Source organism: Mycobacterium sp. 20KCMC460 (genome assembly GCF_022179425.1).
GTDB classification, from domain to species: Bacteria; Actinomycetota; Actinomycetes; order Mycobacteriales; family Mycobacteriaceae; genus Mycobacterium; species Mycobacterium kiyosense.
Genome location: NZ_AP025524.1, coordinates 825,346 through 844,009, shown reverse-complemented (window position 1 = coordinate 844,009; position 18,664 = coordinate 825,346). Strand labels below are relative to the sequence as shown.

The following is an 18,664-nucleotide window of genomic DNA, read 5'->3' as shown; positions in this document are numbered from 1 at the left end:
CCGCCGGTGAGCACTACAATTCACCAACCCCGCCGCACGCAAAGGACATCGACCGTGGCCGCGACCCACAACCCGCGCAGCGCGCTGATCGGCGCCGGAATGGTCGGCGCGGTGCACGCCCACGCCGTTCAGCGCGCCGGCGGGACACTGGCCGCCGTCTGCGCCAGTACCGCGCAGCGCAGCCAGGCCGCCGCGGAGCGGCTCAACGCCGAGCGGGCCGCGACGGCGGAGCAGATCTTCGCGGCCGACGACATCGACGTGGTGCACATCTGCACCCCCAACGACCTGCATCACGACCAGGCGATGGCGGCCCTGGCCAGCGGAAAGCACGTGATCTGCGAAAAGCCCCTGGCCACCAGCGTCCAGGACGCCGCAGCACTGGCGATCTCGGCGGCCAAGGCCGCGACTGTGGCGGCCGTGCCGTTCATCTATCGCTTCTACCCGATGGTGCGCGAGGCCCGCTCCCGGCTGGCCGGCCGGCCCGTGTGGCTGATCCACGGCAGCTACCTGCAGGACTACATGGCCACCGCCGACCCCACCGGCTGGCGATCCGACCCGTCGCAGACCGGGGCGTCGATGACCTTCGCCGACATCGGCTCGCACTGGTGCGACCTGATGGAATTCGTTACCGGACATAGGATTACGGCTCTCGCTGCGACGGAAGGCAGGGCTTCGGGGACCGCGGTCCGGCCCGACGACGGCGCCGTCGTGGCCTTTCGGACCGATCTCGGTGGAATCGGCAGCGTCGTCGTCAGCCAGACCTCGCCGGGCCGCAAGAATCAGCTGTCGTTCTCGTTCGACGGCCGCGACGTGGCGGTGCTGTTCGACCAGGAACATCCCGACGACCTGGTGGTCGGCGGGCTGCGCGGCAACACGGTGCTCTCCCGGGATGCGGCCGTCCTCGATCCCGGCAACGCCCGATATTCGCTGTTGCCCAGCGGCCATCCGCAGGGCTACCAGGACTGTTTCGACCTCTTCGTCGCCGACGTCTACGAAGCCGTGCGCACCGGTGTCGCGCCGGACGGACTGCCGTCGTTCAGCGACGGGCTACGGGCGACGACGATTCATGCCGCGGTCGCCGCCTCGGTGCGGCGCGGTTCCTGGGTCGACGTGGCCGCACCGGCCGGCCCCGGCCGACTCGCCGGTGCCGGCGAGCGGCCCTGCCGCCCATGAGCGCCGCACCCGTGCGGCTCGCGGTGTGCGGGCTCGGCAGCATGGGCATGCGCCACCTGGAGATTTTCACCGGCCTGGCCCCGTGGGCCGAGATCGCTGCCGTGGCCGACAGCCACCGGCCCTTCGTGGAACGCGCCGCGGGCGGCATGGCCGATGTCGCCGTCTTCGAAGACCCGATCGAGTGCGTACGCACTGCCGACGTCGACGCTGTCGTCGTCGCGTCCGCCGACGAGACCCACTACGGGATCGTCGACGCGTGCCTGGCCAGAGGCTTGGACGTGTTCTGCGAGAAGCCGCTGACGGTGTCGACCCGGCAAGCACTGCAACTGGTGGCGGCCGAGCGGGTCGCCGGGCGGCGGCTGGTGCAGGTCGGCTTCATGCGCCGCTACGACGCGAACTATCGCTACCTCTACGACACCGTCCGGTCAGGCCGGGTCGGTGAACCCGTCCTGATCACGCAACGTCACTATAATCCCTCGGCCGTCAACAACTTTGACGCGCGCCAACTCGTCAACAGTTCGGCCGCCCACGACATCGACCTGTTTCGCTGGCTGACCGGTGACGAGATCAGGTCGGTTCACTGCCTGGTCAAGGAGGGCGGCTCCGGAGCGACACTCACCGTCGTCGTCACGCTGACATCGCAGTCGGGCGTTCTCGGTGTGCTGCAACTCGGCCGTGGCCCCGGCATGCAATACGACATCGGCCTCGAGCTGGTGGCCGACCGCGGCAGCCTCACACTCGGCTCACCGTCACTGGTCACCCAGGCGGTGGCCGGCGCAATGGCCGCACAGCGACTGCCGGACACCTGGATGGAACGCTTCGACGCCGCCTACCGGGCCCAGGATGCCGCCTGGCTGCGCGGTGTGGCCACCCGCTCGGTCGACGGTCCCACGAGCTACGACGGGTATGCCACGAGCGCGGTGGTGGAGGCGGCGCTGACCTCGTTGCACACCGGTGACACCGCCGCGGTGACCCAGCTCCGCCCCGGTGAAATCTGATCCGGAGCAGGTCCGGATGACCCCGCAAAGCACGTTCCGCTGACGGGGTGCACGGCCTAGCATCGAGGACGTGTCAGAACTCAATACCGCCCGCGGCCCCATCGATACCGCTGATATCGGCGTGACGCTCATGCACGAGCACGTGTTCATCATGACCACCGAGATCGCACTGAACTACCCCGAAGCCTGGGGCGACGAGGAGCAGCGGGTGGCCGACGCCGTCACCCGACTCAACGAACTCAAATCGCGCGGCGTGGACACCATCGTCGACCTGACCGTGATCGGGCTGGGCCGCTACATCCCCCGCATCGCCCGGGTGGCCGCCCAAACCGAGCTGAACATCGTGGTGGCGACCGGCTTGTACACCTACAACGACGTGCCGTTCCGCTTCCACTACGAAGGGCCCGGCGGCATGCTGGACGGCCCGGAGATCATGACCGACATGTTCGTGCGCGACATCGAAGAAGGCATCGCCGACACCGGCATCAAGGCCGGAATCCTCAAGTGCGCCACCGACGAACCCGGCCTCACCCCCGGCGTCGAGCGGGTGCTGCGCGCCGTCGCCCAGGCCCACAAGCGCACCGGTGTCCCGATCTCCACCCACACCCACGCCGGACTGCGGCGCGGACTCGATCAGCAACGCATCTTCGAAGAGGAAGGCGTGGACCTGACCCGGGTGATCATCGGGCACTCCGGCGACAGCACCGACGTCGGCTACCTCGAGGAGCTCATCTCCGCCGGTTCCTACCTGGGCATGGACCGGTTCGGTATCGACACGATCTCCCCGTTCGAGGACCGAGTGAACATCGTGGCGACCATGTGCGAACGCGGCCATGCCGACAAGATGGTGCTCTCCCATGACGCCAACTGCTACTTCGACGCGCTGCCCGAGGCGCTGGTGCCGCAGATGGCACCCAACTGGCACTACCTGCACATCCACAACGACGTGCTGCCCGCGTTGAAAAAGCGGGGCGTCACCGACGAGCAGATCCACACCATGCTGGTCGACAACCCGCGCCGGATCTTCGACCGGCAGGGCGCCTATCAGTGACCGCGCCGATCGGAACCCAGATCTCGCAGCTGGCCGCGCTGGCTCCCGACGAACCGGCCGTCAGCTGCGATCAAAAGACCATCACCCGGGGCGAACTCGACGCGTCGACCAACCGGCTGGCCCGCGCCTACGCCGAACTCGGAGTCACCACGGGCGACTACGTGACCATCCTGCTGCCCAACTCCATCGAATGGGTACAGGCGGCGGTGGCATGCTGGAAGCTGGGTGCGGTGCCGCAACCCCTGTCGCCGCGGCTGCCCGATGCGGAACTGGCTGCCCTGCTGGAACTCAAGCCGCGCGCGCTGCTGGTCGGCCGCGACGACCCCACCGGCCGAATACGCGCTGTGCCAACAGGTTTCGAACCCGATCCGGCCCTTTCGGATGCAGCGCTGCCCGAAGCGGTGTCGCCGGTGTGGAAGTCGCTGGCCTCCGGCGGCAGCACCGGCCGCCCCAAGCTCATCGAGGCCGGCGGCGACAGCCGGGTGCCGCCGGCCATCGGGTACCCGCTGGGTGCCCAGGAAGGCGACACCACACTGGTGCCGGTGCCGCTGAGCCACAACACCGGCTTCACCACCGCGACCATCGCGTTGCTGATGCGCCACCACCTGGTGCTGCTGCCGCGCTTCGACCCGCACCAATTCCTCAGGGCCATCACCGATTACCGGGTCACCTTTCTCACCACGGTGCCGACCATCATGCAGCGGCTGCTGCCCGTCCACCGCGCCGACCCGGACGCCTACGACCTGTCGTCGATCCGGCGGTTCTGGCACCTCGGCGCGCCCTGCCCGCCCGCGGTCAAACAAGCCTGGATCGACCTGCTGGGGCCCGAGAAGGTCTGGGAACTCTACGGCGGCACCGAACTGCAGGCGCTGACCTTCATCTCCGGGGAACAGTGGCTGACCCACCCGGGCTCGGTCGGCCAGGTGGTCAGCGGCGAGATGACGGTGCTCGACGACGACGGCCGGGTCTGCCCGCCCGGAGTGGTCGGCGAGATCTACCTGCGGCCCAGCCCCGGCAGCGCGCCGACCTACCGCTACATCGGCACCTCGGCGAAAACCCGCGACGGCTGGGATTCGCTGGGCGACCTGGGCTACTTCGACGCCGACGGGTTCCTCTACCTGTCCGACCGTCGCGTCGACATGTTCACCGTCGGGGGCCGCAACGTGTACCCGGCCGAGATCGAGAACGCGCTGTCCGAACATCCAGAGGTGTTGTCCTGCTTGGTTGTTGGTGTCCCGGACGGCGACCTGGGACAGGTGCCGTACGCGCTGGTGCACACCGCGGCCGGGTCGGTCCTGGACGCGGCGGCGGTGCGGGAATTCGTGTCCGCACGACTGGCCGCCTACAAGGTTCCACGCACCGTCGAATTCGTCGACACGCCGCTGCGCGACGACGCGGGCAAGGCGCGTCGCACGTTGGTGCGTGACGAGGTGCTCTCGCGGCTGCGAACATAGACCCATGTACGCCCTCGAGTACTCCGCACTCAGCGACGTCGGTTGCGAACGATCGGACAACCAGGACCGCTGGGGCGCCGACGCCGACCAGTACCTGTTCATGGTGGCCGACGGCGTGGGCGGCAGCCGCGACGGCGCCCTGGCCGCCCAGACGATGGTCGACAAGCTACCCGGCTACGTGGCCCACCACCTGCCCCCGGAGCACCGCAACGAACCGGAGGCCGCCGACCGACTGGGCCGCGCGGTCTCCGAACTCTCCGACGACCTGCACGGCATCGCGCAAACCGACAGCCGTTACGCGGGGGCGAACAGCACCCTGGTGGCGGTGGTCATCGCGGGCAGCCGCGCACTGGTCGCCCACCTCGGTGACAGCCGCGCCTACCTGCGGCGCGCAGGCCAGCTGACCCGGCTGACCCGCGACCACACCCTGGTCCAGGCGCTGGTCGACGCCAATCAGGTCGATGCCGCCGACACCGGGCGGCACAAGGCCCGCAACGTGGTGACCAAGTACATGGGGATGAAACCGCCGGCGCGGGCCGACGCCAGCGCGGTGGAACTGAGCGCCGGGGACCGGATCCTGCTGTGCAGCGACGGCCTGCACGGCGTGGTCCGGGAACCGGAGCTGTCCCAGATCCTCGAAGAGAATCCGGCTCCCGGCTACGCCTGCGCCGCCCTGATCGCGGCCGCGCGGGACGGCGGCGGGCCGGACAACATCACGGCGCTGGTGATCAACGTCGCCCCGGCGTAGCCCGGGCGCCGTCGCACCCCGGCGGCGGTGGAGCGGCGGACTCACCGCGTTCCTCTGCTACCTACTCGGCGCCGTCGTGCTGACCATCGCCGCCTGGCGCGACCCGACGTCCGGCTGGGCCGGCGGCTGCTGCGATCAGGAACAAACCATCTGGTACCTGGGCTGGGCACCGCACGCGCTGGGCCACGGCCTCAATCCGTTCTTCACCACCCAGATCGGGGCGCCCGCCGGGGTGAACCTGATGTGGAACACGCCGATGACGCTGCTTGGGCTGCTCGGCTGGCTGCCGGCCCGGATCGGCGGCCCGATCTTCGGGTTCAACGTGCTGATGGTGCTCGGCATCGCCCTGAGCGGACTCACCGCACGGCTGGCGATCCGGCGCTGGACCGGCGACGGCCTCGGCCCTTCGGTGGGCGGCGCGGTGTATGCCTTTTCGCCGTACGTCGCCTCGCACGCGGCCCTGCACCTCAACCTCGCGACGGCGTGGGTGCCGCCACTGTTCCTGATCGTCATCGACGAGTTGCTTATCACCCGCCGCCGCCCGGCCTGGCAATCCGGTCTGGCGCTCGGAGTGCTGAGCTGCGCGCAGCTACTGATCGCCGCGGAAATGCTCGCCACCAGCGTTGTCGCGGCCGCCGTGCTGGTCGGCGTGATGGCCGTGGCGCACCGCGACGGGCACCTCGGTGACCGGTGCCGCCGGGCGCTGAGCCGGCTGGCGCCCGCACTCGCGGTCGCCACCGCGACGTTCATGCTGCTGGCGGCCTGGCCGCTGGCCACCCAGTTCTTCGGGCGGCAGCGGATCACCGCACCGGTACAGGACCCCACCACGTTCTCCACCGACCTGCTGAACCTGGTCATCCCGACGCCGTACCAGCTGATCGCCCCGCGCGCGGCCACTCGGGTATCCCAGCACTTCAGCGGGATGTACCACGAGGCCACCGGCTACCTCTCGCTGCCGCTGCTGGTGCTGCTCGTGGTGGTGGCGGTCCGGCAGTGGCACGACATCCGGATCCGCGTCGCCGGCGTGACCGGCACGGTGCTGCTGGTGCTGTCCCTCGGACCGCGGCTGCACCTGGGCAAGGACGCTGTGCCGGTCCCGCTGCCGTGGCTGCCATTGGGGAAGCTGCCGTTGCTCGAACACGTGCTGCCGGGCCGTTTCACGCTGTTCGCCTGGCTGGCCGTCGCCGTGATCGTGGGGCTGGTCGTGGCGCGGGCCACCCGCCTGGCCCGGCGACCCGCCCTGGGGTGGCTGCTCGCCGTGGGCGCGACGCTGCTGCTAATCCTGCCCGCCCCGCTGGAGCGGACCTCGTTCTACACCCCCGTCTTCTTCCGGACCTGGGCCGGCCGGCATATCGGCGCCGGCGAAACCGTGCTCGTCGCACCGTATTTCATCGACTACGAGGGCCGGGCCGACCCGATGCTGTGGGCGGCGGAGACGGACTACGGGCTGCGGATGCCCGAGGCCTACGCATACCTGCCGCAACCCGACGGCAGCACCAGGACCGGACCGCCGCCCACGCAGCTGTTCGCGATCATGCTGGACATCCAGGGCGGTACCCCGGTGCTGGCACGCGGCGACGACCGCGCCCAAGTCGCCGCCGACCTGCGGGACGCCGGGGTCCGGCACGTGATCGTCGGGCCGATGCAGCAGTGGCCGGCCATGCTCGCGTTCTTCGCCGACCTGTTCGGCCGGCCGCCCGAACGAGTCGGTGAAATCGCGATCTGGCGCGACGTCGACCGGCGCGGCGTCGTCCCCGCCTGAGCGGTTCAGGGCGCGATCGCGTCGGCTTCCCGATCCGTCGGCTCGGCTTTGTGCTCGCGTTTCTCCCAGCGCCGCAACGCTCCCCGGCACGGCGACTCGACCAGGGCGTAGCTGACCGCCGCCAGCGCGAACCCGAAGACCAGCGTCAACGCCAGCACCACGGGCATATGGCCGTTGAACGCGAAGATGCCCAGCACCGGGAACACCATCTCCAGCGCGGCGAGGTGCCAGATGAACAGCCCGTAGGACCACCGGCCCAACGTCACCATCAGCGTGCTGCCCAACAACCGGTGCGGCGTGCCCGCGCGGTCCAGCACCAACGGAGCCACCAGCGCGAACGCCACCAGCGCACCCATCGCCGTCTTCACCGAAAACTGCGCGGCGCTACTGGGCACCAGGCCAGCCGGACCGGCCAGCGGGGAGGCCGCCACCAGATAGGCGGCCAGCGCGATCGCGGCCATCGCCACCCGTCGCCTCGACAGCCGATGCACCCAGCCGATCGGGCTGTACACCAACTCGGCCAGCAACATGCCCGCCGCGAACCAGGAAAAATAGGCGGGCGGCCAGTTCAGCGGGTTGGCCTCCAGGCCGCCGCCCAGCACCGCCAGCGGCAACCACCCCCAGACCCAGCTCAGCGCACCCAACGCAGCGATCACCGGCGCCCGCGCGCCCACCGGCAGCCGTCGGGCGCCGAACGCGAGAATCGGCAGCGCCAAATAGAAGCTGACCTCCACCGACAAGCTCCACATCTGCGTCAACCCGCCGGTCAGGGTCAGCGGCACATAGATCTGGGTGAGCGTCAGGTTCGCCAACCACACGGTCAGGCTGGCGTGGTCGGACTCCGGCAGCAACGTCAGAATCACCACCACCGCCACCAGATACGCCGGCATGATGCGCACCACCCGCGACCGCAGGTAGTGGCCGGTACGCGGCCGCGGCTTCAGGTTGCGGGCGGCCGCCGCATGTCCGCGCCACAACAGAAAACCCGACAACGCGAAGAACACCGCCACCGCCAGGTCGAAGCGACCGAACAACCGGCCGTCCACCCCGCTGGAATGCCCGGTCTGAAAAGCCACGTGGGTGACCACCACGCCCATGGCCGCGCAGGCGCGCAACCCCTCGACGGCGGGCAGGAAGCTACGGGTGCCACCCACCTGCGCGCCGTCGGTCACGGTCCCAGTCTGCCTGTGCATGTCCACCCGCTGAGCGGGTACAGGGGAACTACCCGGCAAGCGGGCCGGTTCGCACAACGTCGCCTTAGTTTCTGCTGTTAGGGTCGAACGGGTTTGCCTCGCTGCTCGATCAGTCGGAGCGGGCCGGCGCCGCCGAGTCACCGATGTGTCCAGGGACCAGAAGGAGGTCACAGCAACGTGAACCGAGCAGTCATGTTGCGCTTCGCCGCATGCGGCGCCATCGGACTCGGAGCCGCGCTGCTGACCGCCGCGCTACTGCTGTCGGCCTACACCAGCAGCAGAATCGAAAAGATCCCGCTGAACATCGACGCCACGCTGATCAGCGAGGGCAACGGGACCGCACTGGATGCGGCGTCGCTGTCCGGGGACCACGTGGTGGTCAACCAGAACGTGCCGCTGGTATCCCAGCAGCAAGTCAGTGTGGAGCTGCCGTCCAACGCCCAAGTAGTCACGCTGCAGGTCGGCTCCTCGGTGCGGCGCAGCGACAAACAGAAGGACAGCGGTTTGCTGCTGGCCATCGTCGACACCGTCACCCTCAACCGCAAGACGGCCATGGCGGTTTCCGACGACTCGCACCCGGGCGGGTCGGTGCAGAAGCCGCGCGGCATCGGCGACGAAAGCCCGCCGACGTCGACGCCGCTGACCCACCGCGGGTTGTCCTACCGCTTCCCGATCCACACCGAGCGCAAGTCCTACCCGTACTTCGACGCGATCGCGCAGAAGACGTTCGACGCCGAATACGAGGGTGAAGAAGACGTCAACGGGCTGACCGCATACCGGTTCACCCAAACCGTCGGGGTCAACTCCGAAGGCAACCCGGTGGCCCCCATCCCGTACCCGTCGCTGTACTCCGGCGAAGAAGACCGCAAGATCACCACCAGCGCCCAGATGTGGGGCGTGCCCGGTGAGCCCGGCGAGCAGATCACCATGACCCGCTACTACACGGCTAAGCGGACCTTCTGGGTGGACCCAGTATCCGGGACCATCGTCAAGCAAACCGACCAGGCCCACCACTACTACGCGCGCGACGCGCTCAAGCCCGAGGTGACGCTGGCCGACTACAAGGTGACCTCGACTCCGGACACGGTGGAATCGCAGGTCAACGCGGCCCGCGACGAGCGGGACCGGATGGCGCTATGGTCGCGCGTGCTGCCCATCACGCTCACCGCGATCGGATTGATCGCGCTGATCGGCGGCGGCGTGCTGGCGTCGTTCAGCCTGCGCACCGAAAGCGCGCTGACCGATCCCGGCCTGGACCGCGACGACACCGACTTCCTGCGCCGCGCCGGCCTGGAACCGCCGGTGCCCGGCGCCGAAGCCGTGACCGAGAAGATACCGGCGCAGCGACCCGAACCGCCCGACGAGCCACCGCCGGCGGATTCACCGACGGCCGAGTCGGGCGACCCGGGCCCCACCGGCCCGCCCGCTGAACCTCCGACGGGCCCACCCGAACGGGACTGACCGCGGTGCGGGCCGAGCTGGCCCGGCCGGCGTACTCCTTGACCCTGGCGCTGCTGGTGGGCGCGCCGCTGCTGCGTCCCGGCTATCTGCTGTTGCGGGACGCGGTCTCCACGCCGCGCTCCTATCTGTCCGACACCGCGTTGGGTCTCACAGCCGCACCGCGCGCCACACCCCAGGATTTCGCGCTGGCGCTGGCGTCGGGGTTGGTCGACGGCGGAGTACTGGTCAAAGCGCTGCTGCTGCTCGGGCTGTGGCTGGCCGGCTGGGGGGCGGCGCGACTGGCCGGGTCGGTGCTGCCCGACGCGGGTGTGCCCGGTGAGTTCGTCGCCGCGACGCTGGCGGTGTGGAATCCCTACGTCGCCGAGCGGCTGCTGCAAGGCCATTGGAGTTTGCTGGTCGGATACGGGTGCCTGCCGTGGGTGGCTGCGGCCAGTCTGCAGTTGCGGTCGCGGGGCCGCGGATTTTGGGGGCTGGCGTGCTGGATTGGGCTGGCCGGGCTGACGCCGACCGGTCTGCTGCTGGCGGCGGCGGTGGCACTGGTGTGTGTGGCCGCCCCGGGGTCGGGCCGGCCGCGGTGGCTGTGCGCGGTGGCAGCCACGGGCTGCGCGGTGGTGGGCGCTTTGCCGTGGCTGACGGCGTCCGTGCTGGGCTCGTCGCTGAACGCCGGCGATGCCGTCGGCGTCGACGTGTTCGCCGCGCGCGCCGAACCGGGGCTGGGCACCCTGGTCAGCCTGGCCAGCCTGGGCGGGATATGGAACGGATCGGCCGTCCCGTCGTCACGCACAACGCTGTTCGCGGTGGTGTCGGCTCTGGTACTGCTCGCGGTGGTGGCGGCCGGGTTGCCCGTGGTCCTGCGCCGGGGTACGGCGCTGCCGCTGCTGGCGCTGGCCGGGGTGTCGGTGCTGGCGCCGACGCTGCTGGCCACCAGCCCGGGCCTGCATCTGTTGCGGGCGCTGGTCGAACAGGCACCGGCCTTCGGGATGCTGCGCGACGGGCAGAAGTGGGTGGCGCTGGCGATGCCTGGCTACGCGCTGGCCGGCGCGGGTGCGGTGGTGACGCTCCGCCGCTGGCGGCCGGCGGTCGCTGCCACGGTGTGCTGCGTGGCGCTGCTGCTGGCGTTGCCCGACCTGGCGTTCGGTGTGTGGGGCAAGGTGACGCCGGTGCGCTATCCGCCGGGCTGGACGGCGGTGGCCAGCCGGATCAACGGCGATCCCGGACCGGTGGCGGTGTTGCCGGCCGGCACCATGCGGCGCTTCGCCTGGTCGGGCCCGGCGCCGGTGCTCGAGCCGCTGCCCCGCTGGGTGCGCGCCGACGTGCTGAGCACCGGCGACCTGGTGATCTCCGGCGTCACCGTGCCCGGCGAGGGCTCGCACGCCCGCGCGGTTCAGCAGGCGCTGTTGGCTGGAACCGAGCCGTCAGCATTGGCTTCGGCGGGGGTGCGGTGGCTGGTGGTCGAGTCGGGCACGCCCGGTGACATGGGCGCCTTTGCGCGGACCGCGGCGGGGCTGTCGCCGGTCTACCGGGACGGCGATCTGACGCTATACCGGATCGGCGGGGCGGCTCCGGGTGTGCCGGCCGGGCGTCGTCGCACCGTGCTGGCCGCCCACTGGGCGTGGCTGCTGATGCTCGTCGGCGGGGCGGTCGGAGCGCTCGTCTCGCGTGAAATGAGGGCGGAAAACCGGTCTTGAGACCGCCCTGATCTCACGTCAGGCGACGCGGCAACGGGGCGCAGCGGGCGAAGCCGGGGGCTACTCAGACCAGACCGCTGAGGTACTCGCCCGCCTGCACCTTCTCCAGCACCGCACGCATCGCGGCGGCGCTCTGCCGCCAGGAGAACTCCCCGCTGCGCGCCTGTGCCTTGGCGCCGAGCTGATCGCGCAGCACTTGGTCGTCCAACAACTCCTCCAGCCGGTCCACCAGCTCACCGCGGTGGTCGACCAGGATGCCGGTCACCGCGTCGATGACCGAGTCGGACAGACCGCCGGAGGACCGGTATCCAATGGTGGGCACGCTATGCTGGCCGGCCTCGACCACCGCCAGACCCCAGCCTTCCTTGCGGGACGGCAGCAGCTGCACCCAAGCGCTCTGCAGCACATGGTGTTTGGTCACGTCGTCGACATGGCCGTGGAAGGTGACGGCGTCACCGATACCCAGCTTGTGCACGTAGTCGACCAGCCGCGGGCGCCACCAGCCGTCGCCGACCACGTCGAGGTGCAGACCCGGGATCCGCGGGCGCAGTTCGGCGACCGACTCCAGCGCGTCCTCGATCTGCTTGTGCGGCACCAGCCGGGACAGCACCACCACCCGTGGCGCGGTCGCCCGCGGCGCCGACAGCGTCTGCGGCGGCGCTTCGTCGAGGCCGTTGCGCACCACCGCTATCCGCTCGTTGTCCACCCCGAGCGTCACCAGGTCGCGCGCCGACGGCAGCGACACCGTCACGTACTGGTTGCGCCGGTGCAGCCGCGGCGACAACAACGATTCGACGAACCAGCCCACCCGGGACAGCACCGGGCCGGCCACCGGCCACTGCTCGCGGTGACAGTGATGCACCAGCACCACCGAGCGTCGTCCATACACCAGCCGGGCCAGGAACGGCAGGCCGTTCTGGGTGTCCACGACGACGTCGGGCCGGGCGTGCCGCAGCGAACCCAGCCCGACCCGGGCGAGCGCCATGGCCAGCAACGCCCAGATGTAGACCGAGTAGCGCCCGCCGGCACGGCTGATGCGCACCCCGTCGACCACCTCGGTGCGGGGCGCGCCCGGGTACCGGGCGGTGCGCAGCGTGACGGCGACGCCTTCGGCGGCCAACTGCGCGCCGATGCGCTGCAGATATGTCTCGCTGCCACCGCCCTGCGGGTGGCCGGTATCGCGCCAGCACAGCAGCAGGACGGAGCGCAGGTCAGACATCGGTCACCAGCGTAGTGGCAGGTGCGGGCCGTAGGGTTTCCGCATGCCGGTCACCGACCTCTTCGCGCGGCGCGCGACGCTGCGCCGGTCGGTGCGACTGCTCTCGGAATTCCGCTACGAGCAGCCCGACCCGGCGCGGTTCTACGGCGCGCTGGCCGCCGACACCGTCGCCATGGTCGGGGACCTGTGGCTGGCGCTGCGCGGCCGGGACCTGGCCGGGACCACGCTGATCGACGTTGGCGGCGGGCCCGGCTACTTCGCGTCGGCGTTCGACGACGCCGGGGTCCGCTACCTCGGCGTGGAGCCCGATCCCGGCGAAATGCACGCCGCCGGGCCCAATTTGGCGCCCCGGGTCGGCAGGTTCGTCCGGGCGTCGGGCATGGCGCTGCCGTTCGCCGACGACTCGGTGGACATCTGCCTGTCGTCCAACGTCGCCGAGCACGTGCCGCGGCCGTGGCAACTCGGCAACGAGATGCTGCGGGTGACCCGGCCGGGCGGGCTGGTGGTGCTTTCCTACACCGTGTGGCTGGGCCCGTTCGGCGGGCACGAAATGGGTATGACCCACTACCTCGGCGGCGCCCGCGCCGCCGCCCGATATGCCCGCAAACACGGCCACCCGGCCAAAAACAACTACGGGTCGTCGTTGTTCGCGGTGTCGGCCGCCGACGGCCTGGAGTGGGCCGCCAGCACCGGCGCGTTGATCGCGACTTTCCCTCGCTACCACCCGCGCTGGGCGTGGGGGTTGACGTGGGTGCCGCTGCTGCGGGAGTTCCTGGTGAGCAATCTGGTGCTGGTCCTCTCACCGCGATAATGCAACGTGTTCTAATTTCGCGGCGGCTTGGGTAGGGTGGCGCGCATGAGTCCGCCGGCGACGATGCAGGGCGGAGCAATGAGGAGGATCCGCGGAATATGACCAAGAGCGACACGACGGAGTACGACAAACTCTTCATCGGCGGCAAGTGGGTCGAGCCGTCGACCGACCAGGTCATCGAGGTGCACTGCCCGGCCACCGGCGAGTACGTCGGCAAGGTGCCGTTGGCCGCGCCGGCCGACGTGGACGCGGCCGTCGCCGCGGCGCGCGCCGCGTTCGACAACGGTCCCTGGCCGACGATGCCGCCCCAGGAGCGTGCTGCCGTCCTCGCCAAGGCACAGCAGCTGCTCGAGGAGCGCAAGGAGCTGTTCGCCAAGCTGCTCGCCGACGAGACCGGGCAGCCGCCGATGACCATCGAGACGATGCACTGGATGGGTTCGATGGGGGCGATGAGCTTCTTCGCCGGCCCCGCCGTCGACCAGGTCAAGTGGCGCGAGATCCGCAACGGCTCCTACGGGCAGACCATCGTGCACCGCGAACCGATCGGCGTGGTGGGCGCGATCGTGGCGTGGAACGTGCCGCTGTTCCTGGCGGTCAACAAGCTGGGTCCGGCGCTGCTGGCCGGCTGCACCGTGGTGCTCAAGCCGGCCGCCGAAACCCCTTTGACCACAAACGCTTTGGCTGAAGTGTTCGCCGACGCCGGGCTGCCCGAGGGCGTGCTGTCGGTGGTGCCCGGCGGCATCGAGACCGGGCAGGCGCTGACCTCCAACCCCGATGTCGACCTGTTCACCTTCACCGGCAGCTCGTCGGTCGGCAAGGAGATCGGCAAGCGCGCCGCCGACATGCTCAAGCCGTGCACCCTGGAGCTGGGCGGGAAGTCGGCGGCCATCGTGCTCGAGGACGTCGACCTGGCCGCCGCCGTCCCGATGATGGTGTTCTCCGGGATCATGAACACCGGACAGGCCTGCGTGGGCCAGACCCGCATCCTGGCGCCGCGGTCGCGCTACGACGAAATCGTGGACGCGGTAAGCGCTTTCGTGCAGGCACTGCCGGTGGGGCCGCCGTCGGACCCGGCCGCCCAGATCGGCTCGCTGATCTCGGAGAAGCAGCGCGAACGGGTCGAGGGTTACATCGCCAAGGGCATCGAGGAAGGCGCGCGGCTGGTCTGCGGCGGCGGCCGTCCCGAGGGCCTGGACAACGGATTCTTTGTGCAGCCAACGGTTTTCGCCGACGTCGACAACAAGATGACGATCGCCCAGGAGGAGATCTTCGGGCCGGTGCTGAGCATCATCCCTTATGACACCGAAGAGGACGCGATCAAGATCGCCAATGACTCGGTGTACGGCCTGGCCGGCAGCGTGTGGACCACCGACGTGCCGCGCGGCATCAAGATCTCCGAGCAGATCCGCACCGGGACCTACGCGATCAACTGGTACGCGTTCGACCCGTGCTGCCCGTTCGGCGGGTACAAGAACTCGGGCATCGGCCGGGAGAACGGACCCGAGGGTGTCGAGCACTTCACCCAGCAGAAGAGCGTGCTGATGCCGATGGGTTACACGGTCGAGTAACTCGTTTCTGGTTGCCGTAGCCGGTTTCTGGCCGCCGAGTGTGAATTGTGCTGCGCGACACGCCGATTGAGCGTCGTCTAGTTCGCAGTCGGCGGGACTCGAGGCCGGCTGAGCGGGGGCTGGCGGCGGGGTGAACGGGCCTAGCGGCCCTGGAACCTAGCCTGTCGGCGCTCGACGAACGACTGCACACCCTCGGCGGCATCGGCGCTGGCGAACAGTTCGGCCGCGGCCGGCCGCAGCCGTTCGATCGCCGCGGCCTCACCCCGAGTACGCGCCAGATGCGCCGAGGCCAGCGTGGCCCGCACCCCCAGCGGGGCGGCGCGTTCGGCGATGGTGGCGGCGATCTCGCGGGCCCGGGCCTGCGCGGTCGCCGCGTCGTCGGCGACTTCCTGGACCAGCCCGAGACGGTAAGCCTCGGCGGCGTCGAACTCGTCGCCGGTGAGCAGCCAGCGCATGGCGTTCCCCCACCCCGCCTCGCGGGGCAGCCGGATCGTGGCGCCGCCGAACGGATAGATGCCGCGCTGCACCTCCAGCTGGGTGAACCGGGTGCCGGCGGCGGCGATGCGGATGTCGGCGGCCAGCAGCAGTTCGATGCCCAGCGTCATGCACCAACCGTGCGCGACGGCGATCAACGGGGTCTGCCAGGGGCCGTCCAACCGGAAGGGGTCTCGGCCGTCCGCGGGCTGAACGGATTCCCCCGCGGCTATGCCGGGCGCCACGTCGATCAGGTCCAGACCGGCGGTGAAATGGTCGCCGTGGGCGAACAGCACACCGGCGCGCAACTCGTCGTCGGATTCCAGTACCGCGTAGGCGCGAGACAGGTCGGCCAGCATCTCGCGGTTGAAGGAATTGCGCTTGTGCGGCCGGTTCAGGCCGATCAGCAGGACGTGGCCGTCCCGCTCCAGGGTCACCGTGGTCATACGGGTGAGTGAACCCCAAAGGTATGAATTATGCAATATTGCATAATTACCTAGGTGGTCTAGATCACAAGTGCCCAGCGAGCGTTTGCTTACTAACCATCCGTCGAATATGCTTCTTAACATATTCACAGGCGCGTCCCAGGCCTGTGCGAAGCGCCAGGAGAGACCAATGTGGGTCATCGAGTTCAATATCGCCGGCCTCCGTTTCACGCGTGAGATTCCCGAGCCGCGTCGAAGTCGACTTCGTCCGCGCGAGCAGCACTTCCCACTCACCGGATCCACTCCCGAGCCCTCGCACGCGGCATGACATCCGTCTCCACCAAGCGCGGCGGCACCAGGGACAAGATGGTGGTCAGCGCAGCCCAGGTGATGCGGGAGCGTGGCGCCGCCGGGGTCACCATCGATTCGGTGCTCGCCCGCAGCGGCGCGCCGCGCGGGTCGGTGTATTACCACTTCCCCGACGGACGCAACCAGATCCTGGCCGAGGCGCTGCGCTACTCGGGCGACACCATCACCACCGTCATCGACCGGGCCGCCGACCGCGGCGCACGGGCCCTGATCCGCGAATTCGTCGAGCACTGGGAACGCCAACTGACCGAGGGTGACTTCACCGCCGGCTGCCCCGTCGCGGCGGCCGCACTCGGCTCGGCCGACGAAGAACTCGAACTCAAGACCGAGGCCGGCGACATCCTGGGCCGCTGGTGTGCGGCCATGACACGCGCGTTCGTCGCCGACGGCTTCGACGGGCGCGACGCGGCATCTCTGGCGGTGACGTCGATCGCCGCTTTGGAAGGCGCGATCATGTTGTGCCGCTCCACGCGCAGCGTGGGACCGTTGCGAGACGTCGGGGAACAACTCGAATTCCTGGTCAAGGCAAGGGAATTCGTTGCTCGCAATAAGATCGATCAGCCGTAAGCTCCCGGTCTGAGGACTGGATCTCCGCCGGCAACACGCGTTTGTTGCTCGATACGCACAATTAACTGGGAATACCCTGTGAAGCCTTGCGGATCTGGTTAAGCTGTGAGGGCGATCACGTCGCTGGATGATCGCCCCGCGCTGCGGCCACACGGGCCACACTCAGGCCGCAAAGCTGGGGGTTAAGCATGTTCGTCTCCGCGATTCCTGACGTGATCGGCACGGCTGCAACGGATTTAGCAACCCTCCGCGAGGCGGTCGCCGAGGCCGGAGCGGCCGCGGCGGCACCGACCACGGGCATCCTGGCCGCCGCCGCCGACGAGATATCGGTGGCCATCTCTGCGCTGTTCGGCGAGCACGCGGCGGCCTACCAGGCGCTGAGCGCCCAAGCCGTAGTGTTTCACCAACAATTCGTGCAGGCCCTGAACGCGGCCGGCGGCGCCTACGCCGCCGCCGAAGCGGCCAATGCCGCGGCCGCCGCCAACCCGTGGCAGCTGCTGCAGCAGCAGATACTCGCCGCGATCAACGCACCCACCCAGGCACTGTTGGGCCGCCCCCTGATCGGCAACGGCACCAACGGCGTTGCGGGCACCGGGCAAAACGGGGGCCCCGGCGGCCTGCTGTGGGGCAACGGCGGCAACGGTGGATCCGGCACACCCGCGACCGCCACTTCCGCGGCCGGCAATGGTGGCAACGGCGGCGCCGCCGGATTGATCGGCCACGGTGGCGCCGGCGGGGCCGGCGGGACATCCGCCAACGTCAACTTCTTCCCCGGCGCTGGTGGCGCCGGAGGGGCCGGCGGGCTGCTGTTCGGCAACGGTGGTGCCGGCGGTGTCGGCGGCGTCAACCTCAACAGCACCGGTCACGTCGCCGCTGGACAGGGCGGCGCCGGCGGAGATGCCGGCGGGTTGTTCGGCACCGGTGGGGCGGGCGGCGACGGCGGCAGCGCGCTGGAACGCGGATACGGCGGCAGCGGCGGCGACGGTGGGCACGGCGGACTGATCAACGGCAACGGCGGCAACGGTGGCAACGGCGGCGCGGGCGCCCTTAACAGCCTGAGCCACTACAAGGGCAACGGTGGCAACGGCGGGGCCGGCGGAATGTTGAGCGGCAACGGCGGCAACGGCGGGGCCGGCGCGGGTGGCGGAAACGGCGGCAACGGCGGAGCGGCGGGCGCGGTCGGCAACGGCGGCGCAGGTGGTGCCGGGGGTGCGGCCACCGCCAACACCTTGGGCGTCATCGGCGGCAACGGCGGCAACGGCGGCACTGGGGGCAGCCTGTTCGGCGACGGCGGTCATGGCGGCACGGGTGGCCAATCAGCCACCGGCGTCGACAACACCGGCGGCAACGGTGGCGCCGGCGGCAACGCTATTGGCCTGATCGGCAGCGGCGGCGACGCCGGCGATGGCGGCCAAGCCGCGGCCAAGGGAGGAGCTGGTGGCCGGGGCGGCAACGGGGCCATCATCGGCAGCGGCGGAGCAGGCGGCGCCGGTGGCATCGGGCTGCTGACAGCGGCGGGCGGTAACGGCGGAGACGCGCAATTCATCGGCAACGGCGGCAACGGCGGTAGCGGCTTCAACACTGCCGGCGGTACCGGCGGCGCCGGAGGCCTGATACTCGGAGTGCCCGGAACCGACGGTCGGCAGGGGCCGTGAGAGGCCCCGAAGGTAGCCGCCTCTGCGGCCCGTGCCGTCCGGGGGTCG

Annotated in this window: 15 protein-coding genes; 12 read left to right on the top strand and 3 right to left on the bottom strand. The window is 70.0% G+C overall.

The window, feature by feature from the left end; genetic code table 11:
- The first annotated feature begins 54 nt into the window (after positions 1-54).
- From MKCMC460_RS03865 to MKCMC460_RS03840, 6 genes are all read left to right on the top strand, one after another.
- Positions 55-1,173 (top strand): Gfo/Idh/MocA family protein, encoded by a 1,119-nt coding sequence (locus tag MKCMC460_RS03865; RefSeq protein ID WP_236980205.1) that lies wholly within the window; start codon positions 55-57, stop codon positions 1,171-1,173.
- Positions 1,170-2,171 carry a Gfo/Idh/MocA family oxidoreductase gene (locus MKCMC460_RS03860; protein ID WP_236980203.1) on the top strand — a complete coding sequence of 334 codons (1,002 nt, stop codon included), beginning with the start codon at positions 1,170-1,172 and terminating at the stop codon, positions 2,169-2,171. The genes MKCMC460_RS03865 and MKCMC460_RS03860 overlap by 4 nt, the downstream gene beginning before the upstream one ends.
- A 70-nt stretch (positions 2,172-2,241) precedes the next feature.
- A complete protein-coding gene (locus tag MKCMC460_RS03855; RefSeq protein WP_236980201.1) occupies positions 2,242-3,222 on the top strand; it encodes a phosphotriesterase-related protein in 981 nt (326 codons plus the stop codon).
- On the top strand, positions 3,219-4,676 hold the full coding sequence (locus tag MKCMC460_RS03850; RefSeq protein ID WP_236980199.1) for an AMP-binding protein: 1,458 nt from the start codon (positions 3,219-3,221) through the stop codon (positions 4,674-4,676). The genes MKCMC460_RS03855 and MKCMC460_RS03850 overlap by 4 nt, the downstream gene beginning before the upstream one ends.
- 4 nt (positions 4,677-4,680) lie before the next feature.
- A complete protein-coding gene (locus MKCMC460_RS03845) occupies positions 4,681-5,424 on the top strand; it encodes a PP2C family serine/threonine-protein phosphatase (protein ID WP_236980197.1) in 744 nt (247 codons plus the stop codon).
- Positions 5,425-5,500: 76 nt separating this feature from the next.
- Positions 5,501-7,186: a hypothetical protein gene (locus tag MKCMC460_RS03840; protein ID WP_236980196.1), complete on the top strand. Its 1,686-nt coding sequence runs from the start codon at positions 5,501-5,503 to the stop codon at positions 7,184-7,186.
- Positions 7,187-7,191: 5 nt separating this feature from the next.
- Here the strand turns inward: MKCMC460_RS03840 and MKCMC460_RS03835 are convergent, their stop codons facing one another.
- On the bottom strand, positions 7,192-8,379 hold the full coding sequence (locus tag MKCMC460_RS03835; protein ID WP_236980193.1) for an acyltransferase: 1,188 nt from the start codon (positions 8,377-8,379) through the stop codon (positions 7,192-7,194).
- 177 nt (positions 8,380-8,556) lie between these two features.
- On the opposite strand from MKCMC460_RS03835, the gene MKCMC460_RS03830 reads away from it, so the two are divergent.
- Entirely contained in the window at positions 8,557-9,840 is a 1,284-nt protein-coding gene (locus MKCMC460_RS03830; RefSeq protein WP_236980191.1) for a DUF3068 domain-containing protein, read from the top strand.
- 5 nt (positions 9,841-9,845) lie between these two features.
- A complete protein-coding gene (locus MKCMC460_RS03825; RefSeq protein WP_236980189.1) occupies positions 9,846-11,528 on the top strand; it encodes a hypothetical protein in 1,683 nt (560 codons plus the stop codon).
- 64 nt (positions 11,529-11,592) lie between these two features.
- Here MKCMC460_RS03825 and MKCMC460_RS03820 read toward each other — a convergent pair whose 3' ends face one another.
- On the bottom strand, positions 11,593-12,747 hold the full coding sequence (locus tag MKCMC460_RS03820; RefSeq protein ID WP_236980187.1) for a glycosyltransferase family 4 protein: 1,155 nt from the start codon (positions 12,745-12,747) through the stop codon (positions 11,593-11,595).
- Positions 12,748-12,790: 43 nt separating this feature from the next.
- On the opposite strand from MKCMC460_RS03820, the gene MKCMC460_RS03815 reads away from it, so the two are divergent.
- Positions 12,791-13,558, top strand: a complete 768-nt coding sequence (locus MKCMC460_RS03815; RefSeq protein ID WP_236980185.1) for a class I SAM-dependent methyltransferase — start codon at positions 12,791-12,793, stop codon at positions 13,556-13,558.
- Between the two features lie 98 nt (positions 13,559-13,656).
- Positions 13,657-15,126: an aldehyde dehydrogenase gene (locus tag MKCMC460_RS03810; RefSeq protein ID WP_236980177.1), complete on the top strand. Its 1,470-nt coding sequence runs from the start codon at positions 13,657-13,659 to the stop codon at positions 15,124-15,126.
- 140 nt (positions 15,127-15,266) lie between these two features.
- Here MKCMC460_RS03810 and MKCMC460_RS03805 read toward each other — a convergent pair whose 3' ends face one another.
- Entirely contained in the window at positions 15,267-16,046 is a 780-nt protein-coding gene (locus tag MKCMC460_RS03805) for a crotonase/enoyl-CoA hydratase family protein (protein WP_236980175.1), read from the bottom strand.
- Between the two features lie 303 nt (positions 16,047-16,349).
- Between MKCMC460_RS03805 and MKCMC460_RS03800 the strand changes: the two genes are divergently transcribed.
- Together MKCMC460_RS03800 and MKCMC460_RS03795 are read left to right on the top strand one after the other, a co-directional pair.
- Positions 16,350-16,961, top strand: coding sequence for a TetR/AcrR family transcriptional regulator (locus tag MKCMC460_RS03800; protein ID WP_236980173.1), 612 nt, complete (start codon positions 16,350-16,352; stop codon positions 16,959-16,961).
- Positions 16,962-17,149: 188 nt separating this feature from the next.
- Positions 17,150-18,616 carry a PE family protein gene (locus MKCMC460_RS03795; protein ID WP_236980172.1) on the top strand — a complete coding sequence of 489 codons (1,467 nt, stop codon included), beginning with the start codon at positions 17,150-17,152 and terminating at the stop codon, positions 18,614-18,616.
- Positions 18,617-18,664 lie beyond the last annotated feature (48 nt).